This is a genomic window from Bifidobacterium sp. LH_389 (assembly GCF_056357235.1).
The window spans coordinates 13,528-28,671 of record NZ_JBKEVR010000006.1 but is presented as its reverse complement, the minus strand read 5'-3'; the positions used below and the strand labels follow the sequence as shown (position 1 = coordinate 28,671).

Annotated in this window: 10 protein-coding genes; all 10 read right to left on the bottom strand. The window is 66.1% G+C overall.

Annotation, left to right across the window (positions count from 1 at the left end):
- Positions 1-60: 60 nt before the first annotated feature.
- The 10 genes from AC1AZA_RS07525 to gcvH all read right to left on the bottom strand — a co-directional run bounded on the left by AC1AZA_RS07525 (position 61) and on the right by gcvH (position 15,144).
- Positions 61-840: a polyprenol monophosphomannose synthase gene (locus AC1AZA_RS07525; RefSeq protein ID WP_476514047.1), complete on the bottom strand. Its 780-nt coding sequence runs from the start codon at positions 838-840 to the stop codon at positions 61-63.
- Between the two features lie 13 nt (positions 841-853).
- Positions 854-2,005, bottom strand: a complete 1,152-nt coding sequence (locus AC1AZA_RS07520) for a quinone-dependent dihydroorotate dehydrogenase (protein WP_476514046.1) — start codon at positions 2,003-2,005, stop codon at positions 854-856.
- A 260-nt stretch (positions 2,006-2,265) separates the two neighbouring features.
- Positions 2,266-3,579 carry an NADH:flavin oxidoreductase/NADH oxidase gene (locus AC1AZA_RS07515; protein ID WP_476514127.1) on the bottom strand — a complete coding sequence of 438 codons (1,314 nt, stop codon included), beginning with the start codon at positions 3,577-3,579 and terminating at the stop codon, positions 2,266-2,268.
- A 287-nt stretch (positions 3,580-3,866) separates the two neighbouring features.
- Positions 3,867-6,203 carry a transglycosylase domain-containing protein gene (locus AC1AZA_RS07510; RefSeq protein ID WP_476514045.1) on the bottom strand — a complete coding sequence of 779 codons (2,337 nt, stop codon included), beginning with the start codon at positions 6,201-6,203 and terminating at the stop codon, positions 3,867-3,869.
- Positions 6,204-6,323: 120 nt separating this feature from the next.
- Positions 6,324-7,055 carry a Crp/Fnr family transcriptional regulator gene (locus tag AC1AZA_RS07505; RefSeq protein WP_476514044.1) on the bottom strand — a complete coding sequence of 244 codons (732 nt, stop codon included), beginning with the start codon at positions 7,053-7,055 and terminating at the stop codon, positions 6,324-6,326.
- A gap of 94 nt (positions 7,056-7,149) precedes the next feature.
- A complete protein-coding gene (locus AC1AZA_RS07500) occupies positions 7,150-8,964 on the bottom strand; it encodes a lipoate--protein ligase family protein (RefSeq protein ID WP_476514043.1) in 1,815 nt (604 codons plus the stop codon).
- 607 nt (positions 8,965-9,571) lie between these two features.
- On the bottom strand, positions 9,572-10,603 hold the full coding sequence (locus tag AC1AZA_RS07495) for a 3-isopropylmalate dehydrogenase (protein ID WP_476514042.1): 1,032 nt from the start codon (positions 10,601-10,603) through the stop codon (positions 9,572-9,574).
- A 178-nt stretch (positions 10,604-10,781) separates the two neighbouring features.
- Positions 10,782-13,142 (bottom strand): S9 family peptidase, encoded by a 2,361-nt coding sequence (locus tag AC1AZA_RS07490; protein WP_476514041.1) that lies wholly within the window; start codon positions 13,140-13,142, stop codon positions 10,782-10,784.
- A gap of 396 nt (positions 13,143-13,538) precedes the next feature.
- Positions 13,539-14,723, bottom strand: coding sequence for an App1 family protein (locus AC1AZA_RS07485; RefSeq protein ID WP_476514040.1), 1,185 nt, complete (start codon positions 14,721-14,723; stop codon positions 13,539-13,541).
- A gap of 19 nt (positions 14,724-14,742) precedes the next feature.
- Positions 14,743-15,144: a glycine cleavage system protein GcvH gene (gene gcvH / locus AC1AZA_RS07480; protein WP_476514039.1), complete on the bottom strand. Its 402-nt coding sequence runs from the start codon at positions 15,142-15,144 to the stop codon at positions 14,743-14,745.

Genomic DNA, 15,144 nt, shown 5'->3' with positions numbered 1-15,144 from the left:
ATTGAACAAAACGAGCTTGAGCGTTTCGCGGCATAACACGACAATCATCGCGCACGGCGGCTAATCGTGGCGGCCCGCGTGCTCCAAGCCCATGCGCTCCAGACCCCACCGGGTGACCATCAGCATCGCCTCGGCCACAATGCGCGTGCTCATCTTGGAATTGCCGCGCACCCGCTCCACGAACACGATCGGCACCTCGCGGATCACACCGCCCACCGCCGCCACGCGCCGGGTCATATCCACCTGGAACACGTAGCCGTTCGCCTGCACGCGCTCCAGCCCCAGACTTGCGAGCATGGAGGCGCGGTAGATGCGGAATCCCGCGGTCATATCGTGCACGGGCAGGCCCAGCATGGTGCGCGCATACCACGAGCCGCCGCGGGAGATCATGTCGCGCAGCCACGGCCAGTTGACCGTCGCGCCGCCCGGCACGCGCCGGGAGCCGATCACCAGATCCACGTCCGGGTTCATCACGGCCACGTCGAGCATGCGCCGGAAATCCTCCGGGCGGTGAGAGCCGTCCATGTCCATTTCGCAGATGAGATCGTAGCCGCGCTCGAGCGCCCATTCGAACCCGGCCAGATACGCCGGGCCGAGCCCGTTCTTGGCCGTGCGGTGCATCACATGCAGTCGCGGTTCGCCGCCGGCCATGAACTGGGCGAGACGGCCGGTGCCGTCCGGGGAGTTGTCGTCCACCACGAGCACCTCCACCTCCGGAGTCTGCGCGAAGATGCCGGAGAGCGTGGGCTTGAGGTTCGCCACCTCGTTGTAGGTGGGCATGACGATGAGCGTACGGGGGCGCGCTACGGCACCGCCCTCGAGTTTCGGTTCCTTCTCCATCGCTGCGTTCCCGTCAGTCCACGTCCACGCCGACGGCCTCGGCCACGGAATCGAACCCGTCGCGGCGCAGCAACTCGGCCAGACCGCGCTTGAGCACGGTGATCTGCTGCGGGCCGCGGTACATGAGCGAGCTGATGAACATCACCAGACTCGCGCCGGAACGGATCTTCGCATACGCCTGACGCGCGGTGAACACGCCGCCGATGCCCGCGATGGCGAACCGGTCGCCGAACTCGCGGTACGTGTTGGCGATCACGGCGTTGCTGGCCCGGTACGTGGGGCCACCGGACAGGCCGCCCTCCCACTCGCGCGGAATCTCCAATCCCGTGCGGTCCTTCTGCAGGTTCGCGATGGACAGGCCATCCACCCGATGCTCGGCCAGGACGGCGAGGAGATCGCGGAACTCGGGCCACGTCTTGTTCAGCGGCATCTTGACGAGCACCGGCTGAGGGTGCTCGATCTTGTCCAGCGCGGTGAACAGGCGGTCCAGATTCTCGGGGCTGGAGGTGAACGGCTCTCCCACGTGCGTGTTCGGGCAGGAGACGTTGACCTCGATCATGGCGGTGCGGCCGGCGGCGCGGCGCATGGACGTGCAGTAGTCCTCGATGCCCTCGTCCAGATCGCCGCAGAATTCGTCGTTGGTGCGGGCGATGGAAACGGAGACCTGCATGCTCTTCGCCTTGCGCCAGGCGGCCTCGGCGCGGGGAATCACCTTGTCCGAGCCGTCGTTGGCAAGGCCCACGTGCACCATCATCGAATCGTATTCGGGCAGACGGTGGAACCAGGGTTTCGGGTTGCCCGGGCAGGGGCGCGCGGTGGTGGAGCCGATCGTCTCGAAGCCGAAACCCGCGTTGTCGAGCAGGACCGGCATGTCGCAGTTCTTGTCCAGTCCGGCGGACAGGCCGAACGGGTTGGCGAAGCGGACGCCCATCACCTCGGTTTCGAGAATCGGATCGGTGTAATCGAGCATCTCTCTCTCCAGCCACATGAGCGGCGGGATGCGCTTGGCGACGCGGCAGAATGCAATCATCTGGTCGTGCGCCACGTCAGGCGTGTGATTGAACACGAAGTACGGCTTGACGACGTGCTTGTAGCCGAAGGTGAACAGATCGGTGGTGGCCTTGTTCACGGCATCATGCCAGAAGTTCTCGGAAACGTAGCTCATGCGTCCCATTGTCTCACCGCGCGCGGCGAAGCGCCACCCTCGTCCACCGGGGGTGGAACCGGAGGCACTCCGGGGGCACTCCGACATTCGGATGCGATTCGAGACACAAAACCGCGCTGATCTGTCTCAGATCGCCACCGTTCCGGACTGCGGATGCGGCTTGAGACTCAAAACCGCCGTTATGTGTCTCGAATCGCCACCATTTCTGGCTGCGGCGGCGATTCGAGACACACGGGAGGCAGGGCTCAGTTCAGTATGGTTCAGTATGCGCCGCGGACGTACTGCGGCTGGTAGGGCGCCTCGCTTGTCTTGAGGCCCAGCTTGTCTGCGGCACGCAGCGGCCAGTACGGGTCGCGCAGGGCTGCACGGCCGATCTGCACGGCGTCCGCCTCGCCCCGGCGGATGATCCGATCGGCCTGCTTCGGCTTGGTGATGAGCCCCACCGCGGTGGTGGGCACCAGCGCCTTGAGACGCACCTGCTCGGAGAACGGCACCTGATAGTTCGGCTTGGCGGGGATGGCCACGCCGGGCAGGATGCCACCGGTGGACACATCCACCAGATCCACGCCGTGGGCCCTGAGCACACGCGCGGTCTCGATGGTCTGATTGAGATCCCAGCCGCCGGCCGCCCAATCGGTGGCGGAGACGCGCACGAACACGGGCACGGACGGGGCGACCGCGCCGCGCACCGCATCCGTCACCTCGACGAGCATGCGCATGCGGTTCTCGAGGCTACCGCCGTATTCGTCGGTGCGCACGTTGGTCAGCGGGTCGAGGAATTCGCTGAGCAGGTATCCGTGGGCGGCGTGGATTTCGATCACGTCGAACCCGGCGTTCACGGCGCGCACAGCGGCGGCGCGGAAGGCGTCCACGATGCCGTGGATCTCATCTACGGTGAGTTCGCGCGGTGCGGCGAAGTCGTCGAACGCGATCGGGCTCGGCGCCACGGTCGGCCAGCCGCCCGCCTCCTGTGGTACGCTGCCACCTTCGTAGCCCACGCCGAAGCAGCCGGTGGAGCCCTTGCGGCCGGCGTGGTTGAGCTGGATGGCAGCCACCGCGCCGGCGTCCTTGACGCCCTGCACGATCCACTGGAACGCGGCCACCTGATCGTCGTTCCACAGGCCAAGGTCGCACGGGGAGATGCGTCCCTCCGGAACCACGGCGGTCGCCTCGAAGCACACCAGACCGAAACCGCCCACCGCGCGGGACACGTAGTGCTGATAGTGGAACGGGGTGGGCTTGCCGTCACGGTTCACTGCCGAGTAGGTGTCCATCGGGGGCAGCCAGATGCGGTTGCGCGCGGTCACGCCGCGCAGCGAGATCGGGCTGAACAACGCCGGGGATTCAACCTTCACGGCCTTCTTGGCGCTCTTGAACAGGCCCTTGGACTTCGTCTTGCGCTCGGGCGCGGGACGGTCGGCCTCGGCAATCTCATCCAACGCATCGCCGTCGGCAACGGGATCGTTGGAATCGGCGCCGGCGTCCGGTGCGCCTTCGCCCGTCTCGGCTGAAGGCTCGGCGGCGGATTGTACCGCGGAATCTCCGCCGTCGGCCGCTACTCCGGCCCCGGGCATTCCCGCCGTCGCCGTCTCGTCCGTCTCGTCGCGGTCATAGGCCGACGTCTTGCTGGCCACCGTGAACCCGCGCATGTCAAAGCCCGCCAGATTCGCTTCGTCATAGTTGTTGTGCTTCATCGCTCATTCGCCCCTCTCGTGTCACCGACCGCCGCATTCGGCAGCCACCGGTGCCATTGTAGGCGGAAAACGACGCGACCCTCACGTCCATTTGTGCATGGCTCGTGAGGGTCAGCGCAGGGACTGACGCAGGCAAGGCGCAGGCGATTCCGGTTCCGGCCACGCCGTCACGGCAGCTGCGTCAGATCCTGCTGCGCGTTGTCAACCTGTTCTTCGGTGTTCGCCGCAGCGGACTCGGAAGCGGACGGCGTGCCGGCCTGATCCTGCGACTGCGACTGGTCCTGCGACTGCGTGCCCGTCCCGGAGCCGGAGGACGTGGACGACGAGGAGCCGCCCATGTACTTGGCCGCCGGAGCGCCGTAGTCGTTGTTGACCGGAATCTGCGCGGTCTCCAGATAGGTGTTCATGAAGTTCACCCACGCCGGGGTGGCCAGCATGTAGCCGAACCAGGTGTCGTGGAACACGCCGTTGATGGTGCGGTTGGTGAAGCCGTCGAGCGTCTTGGAGATGCCCGTCTTCTTGTCGTACTGCTTCTTGTAGCCCTGCGCGTTGCCGGCGATCGCGAATGCGGCCACCTCCGGGGTGAAGCCGGCGGTGATCAGGTACTCGTTCTCGTTGGTACCGGTCTTGGCGAAGGTCTTGCGCCCGTTGGCCAGTTGCGCGGTGTGCGCGGCGCCGGACGGGGTGACCACGCCCTGGTTCATGGCGTAGGCGACGGTCTGCGCGATCTCCGGGTCAAGCGCCTGATGGCAGTTGGCGCTCGGCACGGGAATGTCCTTGCCGGTGCTGTCGGTCACCTTGGTGATGGCGATCGGGGTGCACTGCACGCCGTTGGCGGCGATCGTGGCGTACACGTTGGCCATGGTCAGCGGCGAGGCGGACACGCCGGCGCCGATCACCACGGGCGGGTTGTACAGGGTCTTCTGGTCGAGCAGGCTCTTGCCTTCGTCCGCTATGGACGCGCTGTGATAGCCCATGTCGGACGCGGCGTTGAGGATGGGCGTCAGGCCGATCACCTTGAGCATGGCGGCCTGCGTGGTGTTGTGCGAGTTGATGAGGCCCTGCAACGGGGATTCCGGGTAGCCGCGCGCACCCGAGTTGCTCACCAGCCACGTGCTGGGCGCCTTGAAGTCGGGGACTTCCGTGCGCTCGTCCACGGAGTTGCCTGCCGGCAGCACCTCGGTGATGGAATGGCCCTCGCGCATCCACGCCGCGAGGTTGATCGGCTTCCACGTGGAGCCGACCGGGAAGCCGGTGCCACCGCCGTCCTTCTGGTCCACGGCGAAGTTGACGGCCGTGCGCGTGAAGTCGTTCGCCGCGGCGTCGGTCGCGTCGTACGTGCGGTTGATGCCGAATCCGAGCACTTCGCCGGTGCCGGGGCGGATCGCGGCGATGGTCATCTCGAACTGGCTGGGATCGTTCACGGGAATGGCGGTGCGTGCCGCGTTCATGGCGGCGTTGTTCGCGTTGACGTCCATGGTGGTGTGGATCTCCAGGCCGCCGGTGTTGAGCAGCTTCTGGCGCTCCTCCTTGGTGGCGCCGAACTCCGGGGAGTTCTCGATCTGCTTGACCACGTACGAGCAGAAGAACGCGGCGTCGCCGGCTGTCATGCACCCCTGGTCCACGGACGTGATGTGCAGCGTGTCCTTGATGGGCGTCTTCGCGGCATCGTCATGCTCCTTCTGGGTGATGTAGCCCTCCTGGAGCATGAGGTCGAGCACGATGTCGCGCTGCCGCTGCGCCTCCGGCTGGTTCGCCTCGATGGACGGATCGTATTTGGCGGGGTTCTGCGTGATGGGCGTGATGGTGGCGGCCTCGACGATGTTGAGGTCCTTGGCGCTCTTGTTGAAGTAGCGGCGGGCCGCGGATTCGATGCCGTACAGGTTGCGGGTGCCGAACTGGGCAATGTTGAGGTAGCCCTGCAGAATCTCCGCCTTGCTGTACTCCTTCTCGAGCTGCACGGCGATGAGCATCTCGCGCAGCTTGCGGGCGATGGTGTCCTCGGTGGCGTGGTAGGCGGCGATCGGGTCGTCGTCCGACTCGGCCTGGGCGAGCAGCATGTTCTTCACGTACTGCTGACTCAGGGAGGAACCGCCCTGGGTGCTGCCGCCTTTGACGTAGGTCTGCACGAACGCGCGCATCACGCCCTGCACGTCCACGCCGGAATGCTGGAAGAATCGGCGGTCCTCGCTGGAGACCAGCGCCTTCTGCATGATCTCCGACACGTCGCTCAGCGGCACCACGATGCGGTTCTGCGTGTAGAACGACGCCATCTTGCTGCCGTCCGCCGCGTACAGCGTGGACGCCTGGGGCAGTTTGGCGATGGAGAAATCGATGCCTTCCGCCTTCAGGGATGGCGAGACGGCCTGGATCACGGCGTTCGCACCGAACACCGCGGGCAGCAGGAATCCGGTCATCACCACGCCGCCGGCGCCGCAGAACATGATGTACGCGAGCAGCAGCGTCAGCACACGCTTGAAGGAGTTCGATTTCTTTTCGGGCATGGTGCCCATTCTAAAGGTGCGGCTCTACCGCCGGTTCGCCCTGCGACGCAAACGATCACCATAGCTCCACTTGCTGAAAACCCGCCGAAAACCGGCTGAACACGGCGCAGGGTGCGAGCGTCAGCGCTTGGAGCGACGGATGAGCATGCCTGGCTGGAAGATGATGATCGAGCGGCCTTTGCGAGCGATCCAGCCGCGGTTGTCGAAGTCCATGAGCGCCTTGTTCACCGTTTCGCGCGAGGCGCCCACCAGCTGGGCGAGCTCCTCCTGCGTCAGGTCGTGCGGCACCATGAGGCCCGCCTCGATCGGCTCGCCGAACCGCTGCGCAAGGTCGATGAGCGTCTTGGCCAGTCGCGCCGGCACGTCCATGAACACCAGATCGGAGATGCGCTCGTTGTTGGCACGCATGCGACCGGCGAGCACCTGCAGCATGTCCACCGCCACGCGCGGATGCTCGTCGAGCCAGGCGAACAGATCGTCATGCTCAAGCGAGACGACGGTGGTGCCGTTGGTCATGGCCACCGCACTGGCCGTGCGCGGGCCGCCGTGCGGGTCGAACACCGGGATCTCGCCCAGAATCTCGCCGTGGCCGTGGATGCTGAGCAGCTGTACGCGGTGATCCTCCGACTGGCGGGTGAGCTTGACGCGCCCGTTCTCCAGCACGTACATGCGGTGGTCCACGTCGCCTTCACGGAAGATGTAGCCGCCCTTGTTGAGCGTCCAGCGTTTGAGATGCGGGATCAGCTGCTCGGCCTCCTCGGGCGACACCTGCTTGAACAGCGCAGTATGCAACAGCGTATTGTCGCCCTGCGCAATGCCGTTCGGCGTCTCGTTCGCCCTAGTCACGCCCATCCCACCTCCGTGCCGTCCATTGGCCTTTTGACCGATTTTACGGGATGCTATTGTATCCCCGCATTGCGACGCAGACCGGTCCGGTTCCGGCAATCTACGGGATGATCGCGGTCCATCCGGGCGTGGCGAACCGGGTGCGTGCCAGCTCTTCGGCACGTTCCAGCGATTCCGTGCCGATCGTGGCGTCGGCCCGCTCGGGGGCGGCATAGCGCGCGCGGTACGGGCCTTCCGGATCCGTGAGCGTGGCGACCATGCGGTCCAGCACCTGAGCGCGGGTCAGACCGGTCTGCGAGCGCAACGGATCCACGCGCCTGACGGCCGATTTGACGGCCTTGTCGGACATCTTCTCCTTGGAAATGCGCAGGATGCGCACCATCTTGGCGGCATCCATGTCGTAGGAGAGCATGGTGTGGTGCAGCACCGCGCCCGGACCTGCGGCGCCCCAGCCCCCGGAAGCCGTACGCGCCGGAGCGAACCGGCGCTGCGCCGCCCCGCCGATCTTGCCCAGAGGCGAGGCGATGTCGTTGACGGGCCGGTAGCGGGCTTCGATGCCGAGCGAGCGCAGGGCATCAAGCACCCACCGGTCGCAGCGACGATAGGACTCCTCCACGTCCAATCCCGCCACCCATCCAAGGGGCGCAACCAGCGAATACGTGATGACCGACTCCGGCTCGGCGAACATCGCCCCGCCGCCGGTGATGCGCCGTACCACGGTCACCTGCTCCGCACGCGCCTGTTCCAGATTCACCTCGTTGCGCAGCGACTGGAAGCGACCGATCACCACTGCGGCGCGGTCCCACTGCCACAGGCGGAGCAGCGGCCCCATGCGTCCGGCCGCCACCGCCTCCGCGCACGCCTGATCGAGCGCCAGCTGCATCGACGGGGAGCGGGGCACATCGCGCAGCACGGTCAGGCTGTCTGGGGCTGCTTGGGCATATGGGGCGTCGGCTCGGGCCGGGGCGAGGCGCTGCTGCGCAGGCCGGACGGGGCCTGCGGATTGTTCGGACCGGTCCGGATGGGCGGATCGTACGGGCCATATGGGCCGGGCGCCGTCCGGATCGTCATGGCCGTCGGAGGGCCGAACCGCGTCCCCGGAGCGCTCGGGAATCCCCTGTTCCGACACGGAAGTCGGCCCATCGGGACCGGATGCGGGCGTGCCGAATGCGCGTGCGCCGGATGCGGGCGCCAAGGAACCGCCATGGCAGATCTCGGCACGCTCACGACGGGCAAAGGCATTCGAGTAACCCGCAACGCGCTCCCGTTCCAGTGCGCGCCCGGCCGCCGTGGCGATCGTCCGCGCGTCGGCACCGATCAGCATGACCGTCGGATGCCCGGAGATCACCGTCTCCAGCCGCCGGGCCAGCGATTCGACCGGGCAGTCTGGGTCAGCCGATTCAGACGGACCGTCCGGCCTGACCGATTCAGCTGACTCATCCGATTCAGCAGGCTCACACGATTCAGACGACCGTCCCGATTCGACCGGGCCTTCCGATTCGAGCGACCGGCTCGGTTCAACCGGATCATCCACCCCAACCGGTTCAACCGATTCAACCGACCGCCTTGGCGTGGTCCCACTCTCCGCCACCGACGTTCCGGACGCGTCGGTTCCGTCTAATTCCAACCTGCCGCGACCCTGCCGGCCGCACATTTCCGAACCGCCAATCCCTTGAGACGCCAAGGTCAGACCGGCCGCCGCGTGCACGTATGCGCCGATCGCGGATTCCAGTTCGCGCAGCAGACCGTGGGCCGCCTCCGCATCCCCCTCCACGAAGAAATCGCCGTCGATGCGCGCCTGAATCACACCATCCGCGCGCGCCGGATTCACGCTGACGGCCACCAGCTTGCCGCCCGGCATCTTGCATTCGCCGCGGTACCACACACGCTCGGTCGCTTGCGTCAGTGCATCCATCCGTCCCCCCGATTCATTCCGCCAATGGTGTCGTCATCGCAACCACCTTATCGGGCTCTTCCGATTTCGTCATGCCCCGCCTGCGCGTCCGTCTGCCGTCACGCACCGTCGCCGTTCTATCCTCGGTATGCCCCCACATACCGCGGCACACCCTCCGCTCGTTCGCGGGGCACCCACCGTGCATCCGCCGCACGCCTACCGCACGCCCGCCACACACCCACAACCACACGCCCACAACCACACGCCCACATGCGTTTTGTAACTTTGTTACAAAACGCGTCTCCTGCGGCCGCCTATCCACCAATTTTGTAAATCTGTTACAAATCCGGTCTCTGGCCGCCGCTACGAGACCATATTTGTAAATCCGTTACAACAATGGTCTCGTAGCAACCCGCCCGAGGCATGTTTTGTAACTGTATTACAAAACATGCCTCGACAGGTATGCCCGTCACGCGCCCCAGGAGAAGCACCTGCCGTGCACCGCCCGGGGCAGCCTCCTCATGAAGCGCCACCGCAATCGCCGCGCACCCCAACCGGCAGCAGCCAACGCCCCGGCCGGAAGCGGAGGCACCCCGCGGAACGCGGCTGGCCGGCCGGGCAAACACCGTCAGATGCGCGCGAGGATGTCCTCGCCCACCTGCTCGGTGGTGCGCTTGGTGGAGCCCAGCTCCTCGATGTCCGCCTCGACCGCACGATCGATGCGCTCGGCTGCCGCGTCGAACCCGAGATGGCGCAGCAGCATGGCGGCGGACAGGACGGCGGCGGTCGGGTTGGCGATGCCCTTGCCGGCAATGTCCGGCGCGGAACCGTGGATCGGCTCGAACATGGACGGGTATTCGTTCGACGCGTTGATGCAGCCGGACGCGGAGTAGCCCACGCCGCCCACCACGGCGCCGGCCTCGTCGGTGAGGATGTCGCCGAAGAGGTTGTCCGTGAGGATCACGTCGAAGCGCGACGGGTCGGACACCAGATAGATGGTGGCCGCGTCGATGTGCGAGTAGTCGTGCGTGACCTCCGGGTACTCCTCGCCCACGCGGTCCACGATGCGCTGCCACATGTCGCCGGCGTTGACGAGCACGTTCTTCTTGTGCACCAGCGTGACGTGCTTGCGGCGCTTCATGGCCAGCTGGAAAGCGTAACGGACCACGCGCTCCACGCCATACGCCGTGTTGATCGACACCTCGGTGGCCACCTCGTTGGGCGTATTGCGACGGACCGCACCGCCGGCGCCGCAGTACAGGCCCTCGGTGCCTTCGCGCACCACCACGAAGTCGATGTTGCCCGGATTGGCCAGCGGCGAGGTGACGCCCCTGTACAGCTTGGACGGGCGCAGGTTCACGTACTGGTCCAGATCGAAGCGGAGCTTCAGAAGCAGACCGCGCTCCAGAATGCCGGCCTTGATGCGCGGATCGCCCACGGCGCCGAGAAGGATTGCATCGGCCTTCTTGATGCGCTCCTCCTCGTCCTCGGGCAGGATGGACCCGTCGCGCAGGTAGCGCTCGGCACCCAGATCGAAGTGCTCGTAGATGAACGATGCCTCTCCTTCGGCGGCCTTCTCCAGAGCGGCCTGCGCCCATGGAGTGACTTCCTTGCCAATGCCGTCACCGGGAATAACTGCAATGTGGTATGACTTGCTCATAGCACGCGAGACTACTCGCGCATCCATGCCCCGGACGAGACCCGCTCAGCAGATGGACACGCGGAGGGACCGCAGATTGAGCGAATCCATTGCCGCAGCACCCATTGCATCGATGGAAAACAGCGGATTCGCCCAATCTGCCGGCGCGGCCCGTCGGCGCGGCCTGCCCTGCCCGAGGCTACTCGGTCAGCCCCATGACGGCCAGGCACCACGCGTTCTCGTAGGAGACCTCCTCCCACTGCTTGTACCGCCCGGTGGTGCCGCCGTGCCCGGCCTCCACCTCGATCTTCACGATCGCATCCGCCCCCACCTCGGGCTCCTGCAGCCTGGCCACCCATTTGAGCGGCTCCACGTACAGCACGCGCGTGTCGTTCATCGACGTGGTGACGAAGATCCTCGGGAAATGATCGGTGCCGAATCGTTCGCGCCGCTCTGCCGCCGTGGGCACGTTCTCGTACGGCGTGTAGGACTTCATGTAGTCGTACACGGCGGCATCGTGCAGCGGGTCACCCCATTCGTCCCATTCGGTGACGGTGAGCGGCAGATCCGGCTTCAGGATGGACGTGAGCGCATCCACGAACGGCACGTCCGCCTCGATGCCCGCATACAGGTCGGGCGCCATGTTGGCCACCGCGCCCATGAGCAGTCCGCCTGCGGAACCGCCGTTGGCCACGGTCCGCGACCGGTCCGCCCAACCGCTCTCCTGCAGCGCGCGGGTCACGTCCACGAAGTCCTCGAAACTGTGCCGCTTGTTGAGCCGGCGACCCTGCTCGTACCACGCGCGGCCCATTTCGCCGCCGCCGCGGATGTGCGCCACCGCGTACAGCACGCCACGGTCGAGCAGACTCAGTCTCGGCACGGAGAATCCGGGGTCCATGCTCACCTCGTACGCGCCGTAGCCGGTGATGAACATCGGCGCGGCACCGCCCTCGCTCTGCGGATGGCACACGGACGGACGCCACACCAGCGAAACGGGAATCTGCTCGCCGTCGCGCGCGGTGACCCACAGCCGATGCTCCACATAGTCGTCCGGGTTGAAGTCGCCCAGCACGGTGGCGCGTTTGAGCAGCGCATCCTCACCGGTGGCCGGATCGAACTCATGCAGTTCGCCGGGCATGGTGTAGCTGCCGAACGAGTAGCGCAGGCGCGGAGCCTCGTAGGACGGGTTGCCGCCGGAGCCAATCGAGTACAGCCGTTCCGCGTACGGACGGCCGGCGCTGTCGCTCCCGCCCGCACTGCCCGACGGCCTGGGCACGATCTCCTCGAACCGCCAGGGGCGCCCGACCCGCCAATCCTCCACCGCGTCATGCTTGGTCATGACCGCCAGATGCGGCAGTCCCTCCGCCCGGTAGGACAGCAGCACGAAATGCCGGTGGATGGCTATGCCCTCAATGCCCAGACCTCGCACACCGTCCAGAATGGCCGGATTGCCGGGGTTGTGACACGGGCGTCCGACCGGCATGGCGGAGTACTGCCCGCCCTTCTCGCACCCGTAGGGCGACCCGGCCGCGACGACCGTGCCCTCGTCCAGCGCATACGGCGGCTCGTGGGTGCGCATGTCGATCACGTTGATCTGGAAGTTCGGGTTGGTCACGTTGTGGTACACCACCGCCACGGGCACGTCCTCGCCATGGTCGCCGGCACCCTCGAAGCAGGCGAAGCTCACGTCGTACTCGATGCCTTCGCGCCGCGGGATGAACGGGCGGAATTCGCCGGTCGGGTCGTCCACGGGCAGGGTGAGCACTTCGGTGGTGGTCTTGGACCCGGTGCCGATGACGATGTTGCGCTCGTCGAAGCTCAGGCCCACGCCCACCCAGAACCGTTCGTCGCCCTCTCGCCATGCCTCGCGGTCCTCGGACGGGTCGGTGCCCACGCGGTGACGCCACACGGCGTACGGCCGCCATGCCTCATCCACCTTGACGTAGAACGCCCATTTGCCGTCCGGGGTGAGGCATCCGCCGGCGGACACCTGCGGGATGGTTTCGGGCAGGTCGCGGCCGGTGGAAAGGTCGCGGATCTTCAGGTCGTAGCGTTCGTCGCCGGTCACGTCCACGCCGTAGAGCATCCAGCGGCCGTCGCGGCTCAGGTCGATGCCGCCGCAGCGGAAGAAGTCGTGACCTTCGGCCTCCTTGTTGCCGTCGAACACGATCTGTTCGCCGGGCATGGAACCGGGCTCGGCCGTCACGTCCACCTCGGGCGGCGTCCAGTCGTCCGGCCCGGTCACGGGGATGCGGCACTGCACGGCGTACTGGCTGCCTTCTCTGGTGCGCGTGAAGTACCAGTATCCGTTGAGTCGGGTGGGCACGGACATGTCGGTCTGCTGCACGCGGGACTTCAGCTCGTCGAAGAGTCTGCCGCGCAGGCCGGCGAGCGGCTGCATGCGGCGCTCGGTATATGCGTTCTGCTCGCGCACGAACGTCTGGGTGCGCGGATCGTCCTTGGCACGCAACCACTCGTAGGGGTCCTCGAAAACGTCGTTGTGGAACGATCGGGCGTGCAACTCGCGCACCGCGACCGGATATTCGCTGACTTCACTCATAATTCGTCCATGCTACATCCCGCGATGCCCGCCGCGCCGCGTTCCGCCCATTGACACATGTTTCCGCAGATTTCCGCCGATTCCCTCCGGCTCCGACCCGTTTTCGCAGACTACGTAGCGCCTCGATTGCGCGTACTTTCGATTCGTGCGGTCGAATTGCTCCGGTACCCGAAGTAGACCCCTTGAAAAATCGGCGTAACGACGTCATTGCTACTCGAGGGCCACCGAAAATCGACCGCACAAATCGGAAATATCCCGAGCCCGATCGCCCGCGGCACCGGGAAAAACAGCCCCACCCGTAGATATAACGATTGACGTGCCGCAAAGCCACCGACAGTCCATCGCGCCACCGTCGCAACCCGGCGTACACTCGCGCATATCCGTCGAGACGGCCTCTCACACGTTGTGCCGCAGGTACGGCAGCATGGTTTTCATGAGGTTGGAACCGGTGGTCCCGGTGAACACGGGCACGTCGGTCACGGGAATGGGCTGCGTGGTGGTCACGCCGGCGATCTGCGGCACCACCGACGCCTCCTTGGGCGTGAGCTGGCGGATGCCGATGCAGATCACGCGCCCGGGGTAGCGCTTGGCGATGGTGGCGTACGTGGTCGGATCCTTCTGGCCGTCGTCGCCGATGAGAATGAACCGCATGCGCGGGAAGTCCGCCATGAGCTGTTCGGCGAACTCGAGCTTGTGCTGCACGCCGGAGGGGATGAACGTCTTGGGTCTGGGGTCCAGGTCGCGCAGCAGCAGCGGCCCCTCGGGGTAGCCCTGATAGCGGATGAAGTGGCGGATCGAGGTCTCCACGTTCCACGGCGAAGTGGACAGGTAGAAGAACGGCGCATCCGGGAACAGGTCCGCGATCTTGGAGTACAGCACGTTCATGCCGGGCACCACGGCACGCTTGCGCGGATTGAGGAAGAGCAGGTTGTACGCGGCCTTCCACAGGGTGGGCGCCTGAGTGACCATGATCGTGTCGTCCACGTCGGAGATGATGCCCACCTGCGCGCCGGAGGGAATGGTGAACAGCGGGGAGGTCACATCCGGCCGGCGCTCCACGCTGTAGGAGACCTGATGGATGCCTGGCGTCATCTGGTGTTCGGCCACCAGATCGAGGTAGCCGGCGTCGTCGGAGATGGCGAAGCTGCTGGGCTGGTCGCGCGCCGGATCGATCGGGTCGTACACCTCGGAGACACCGATCTGCACGGTTTCGAGCGGACGCCGGTCCACGGTGATGCGCACGTGGGTGTGCGGGGCGGGCACGGCGAGCATGCCGCGGATGCCGCGCATGAGCGTGCCGGCCTCACGGCGTTCGGGCGCGCGCACGGTGCGGCAGATGAGCCGCGAATACGATTCGGTGCCGTAGCCCACGTACGGTTCGACGCGCGGATACCAGCCGAGCTGGCGGGTGAACAGCGTGGAGAGCGCCGACCATATGCCGAATCCGTGGGTGACCATGCGGCGCGTGGCACGAATGACGATCGGCTTGTTTTCGATGCGCTCGCGCCACGACGCGGCATCCACGATGGTGGTGGTGCGCCGCGCGCGGATGGGTTTCTGCTTCGGTTCGCGGTTCGACATGCGTTCCCCCTTGCGGGCGTTACTGGGCGATCCTCGCGTAGGCTTCGGCGTCGAGCAGGGCGGGTTCGTCGTCGTCCAGTTCGATCTTCACGATCCAGCCTTCGCCGTACGGATCATTGTTGACCACGCTCGGGTCGTCCGCTGCGGCCTGATTGACGTAGCGGATGGTGCCGGCGACGGGGCTGATCAGCGGCTCGACGGCCTTGGAGGATTCCAGTTCGAGGATTTCGTCGCCCGCCTCCACACGGGTGCCGACTTCGGGCATGTCGATGAACACGAGTTCGCCGAGCTGGTTGGCGGCGTATTCGGTCACGCCGATGATAGCCGGTTCGACGGATCGGTCCACCCACACGTGCTCCTCGGAGTATTCGAGGTGCTCGGGGACTTCGAGGTTCTGGGGCTTGTTGTCGTCATCACTCAT

Bases quoted from the DNA above. Each gene is read 5' to 3' on its own strand.
- AC1AZA_RS07500 (WP_476514043.1), bottom strand. From the start codon at position 8,964: ATGGATGCACTGACGCAAGCGACCGAGCGTGTGTGGTACCGCGGCGAA.
- AC1AZA_RS07510 (WP_476514045.1), bottom strand. From the start codon at position 6,203: ATGCCCGAAAAGAAATCGAACTCCTTCAAGCGTGTGCTGACGCTGCTG.
- AC1AZA_RS07515 (WP_476514127.1), bottom strand. From the start codon at position 3,579: ATGCCCGGGGCCGGAGTAGCGGCCGACGGCGGAGATTCCGCGGTACAA.
- AC1AZA_RS07505 (WP_476514044.1), bottom strand. From the start codon at position 7,055: ATGGGCGTGACTAGGGCGAACGAGACGCCGAACGGCATTGCGCAGGGC.
- AC1AZA_RS07495 (WP_476514042.1), bottom strand. From the start codon at position 10,603: ATGAGCAAGTCATACCACATTGCAGTTATTCCCGGTGACGGCATTGGC.
- gcvH (WP_476514039.1), bottom strand. From the start codon at position 15,144: ATGAGTGATGACGACAACAAGCCCCAGAACCTCGAAGTCCCCGAGCAC.
- AC1AZA_RS07525 (WP_476514047.1), bottom strand. From the start codon at position 840: ATGGAGAAGGAACCGAAACTCGAGGGCGGTGCCGTAGCGCGCCCCCGT.
- AC1AZA_RS07490 (WP_476514041.1), bottom strand. From the start codon at position 13,142: ATGAGTGAAGTCAGCGAATATCCGGTCGCGGTGCGCGAGTTGCACGCC.
- AC1AZA_RS07520 (WP_476514046.1), bottom strand. From the start codon at position 2,005: ATGAGCTACGTTTCCGAGAACTTCTGGCATGATGCCGTGAACAAGGCC.
- AC1AZA_RS07485 (WP_476514040.1), bottom strand. From the start codon at position 14,723: ATGTCGAACCGCGAACCGAAGCAGAAACCCATCCGCGCGCGGCGCACC.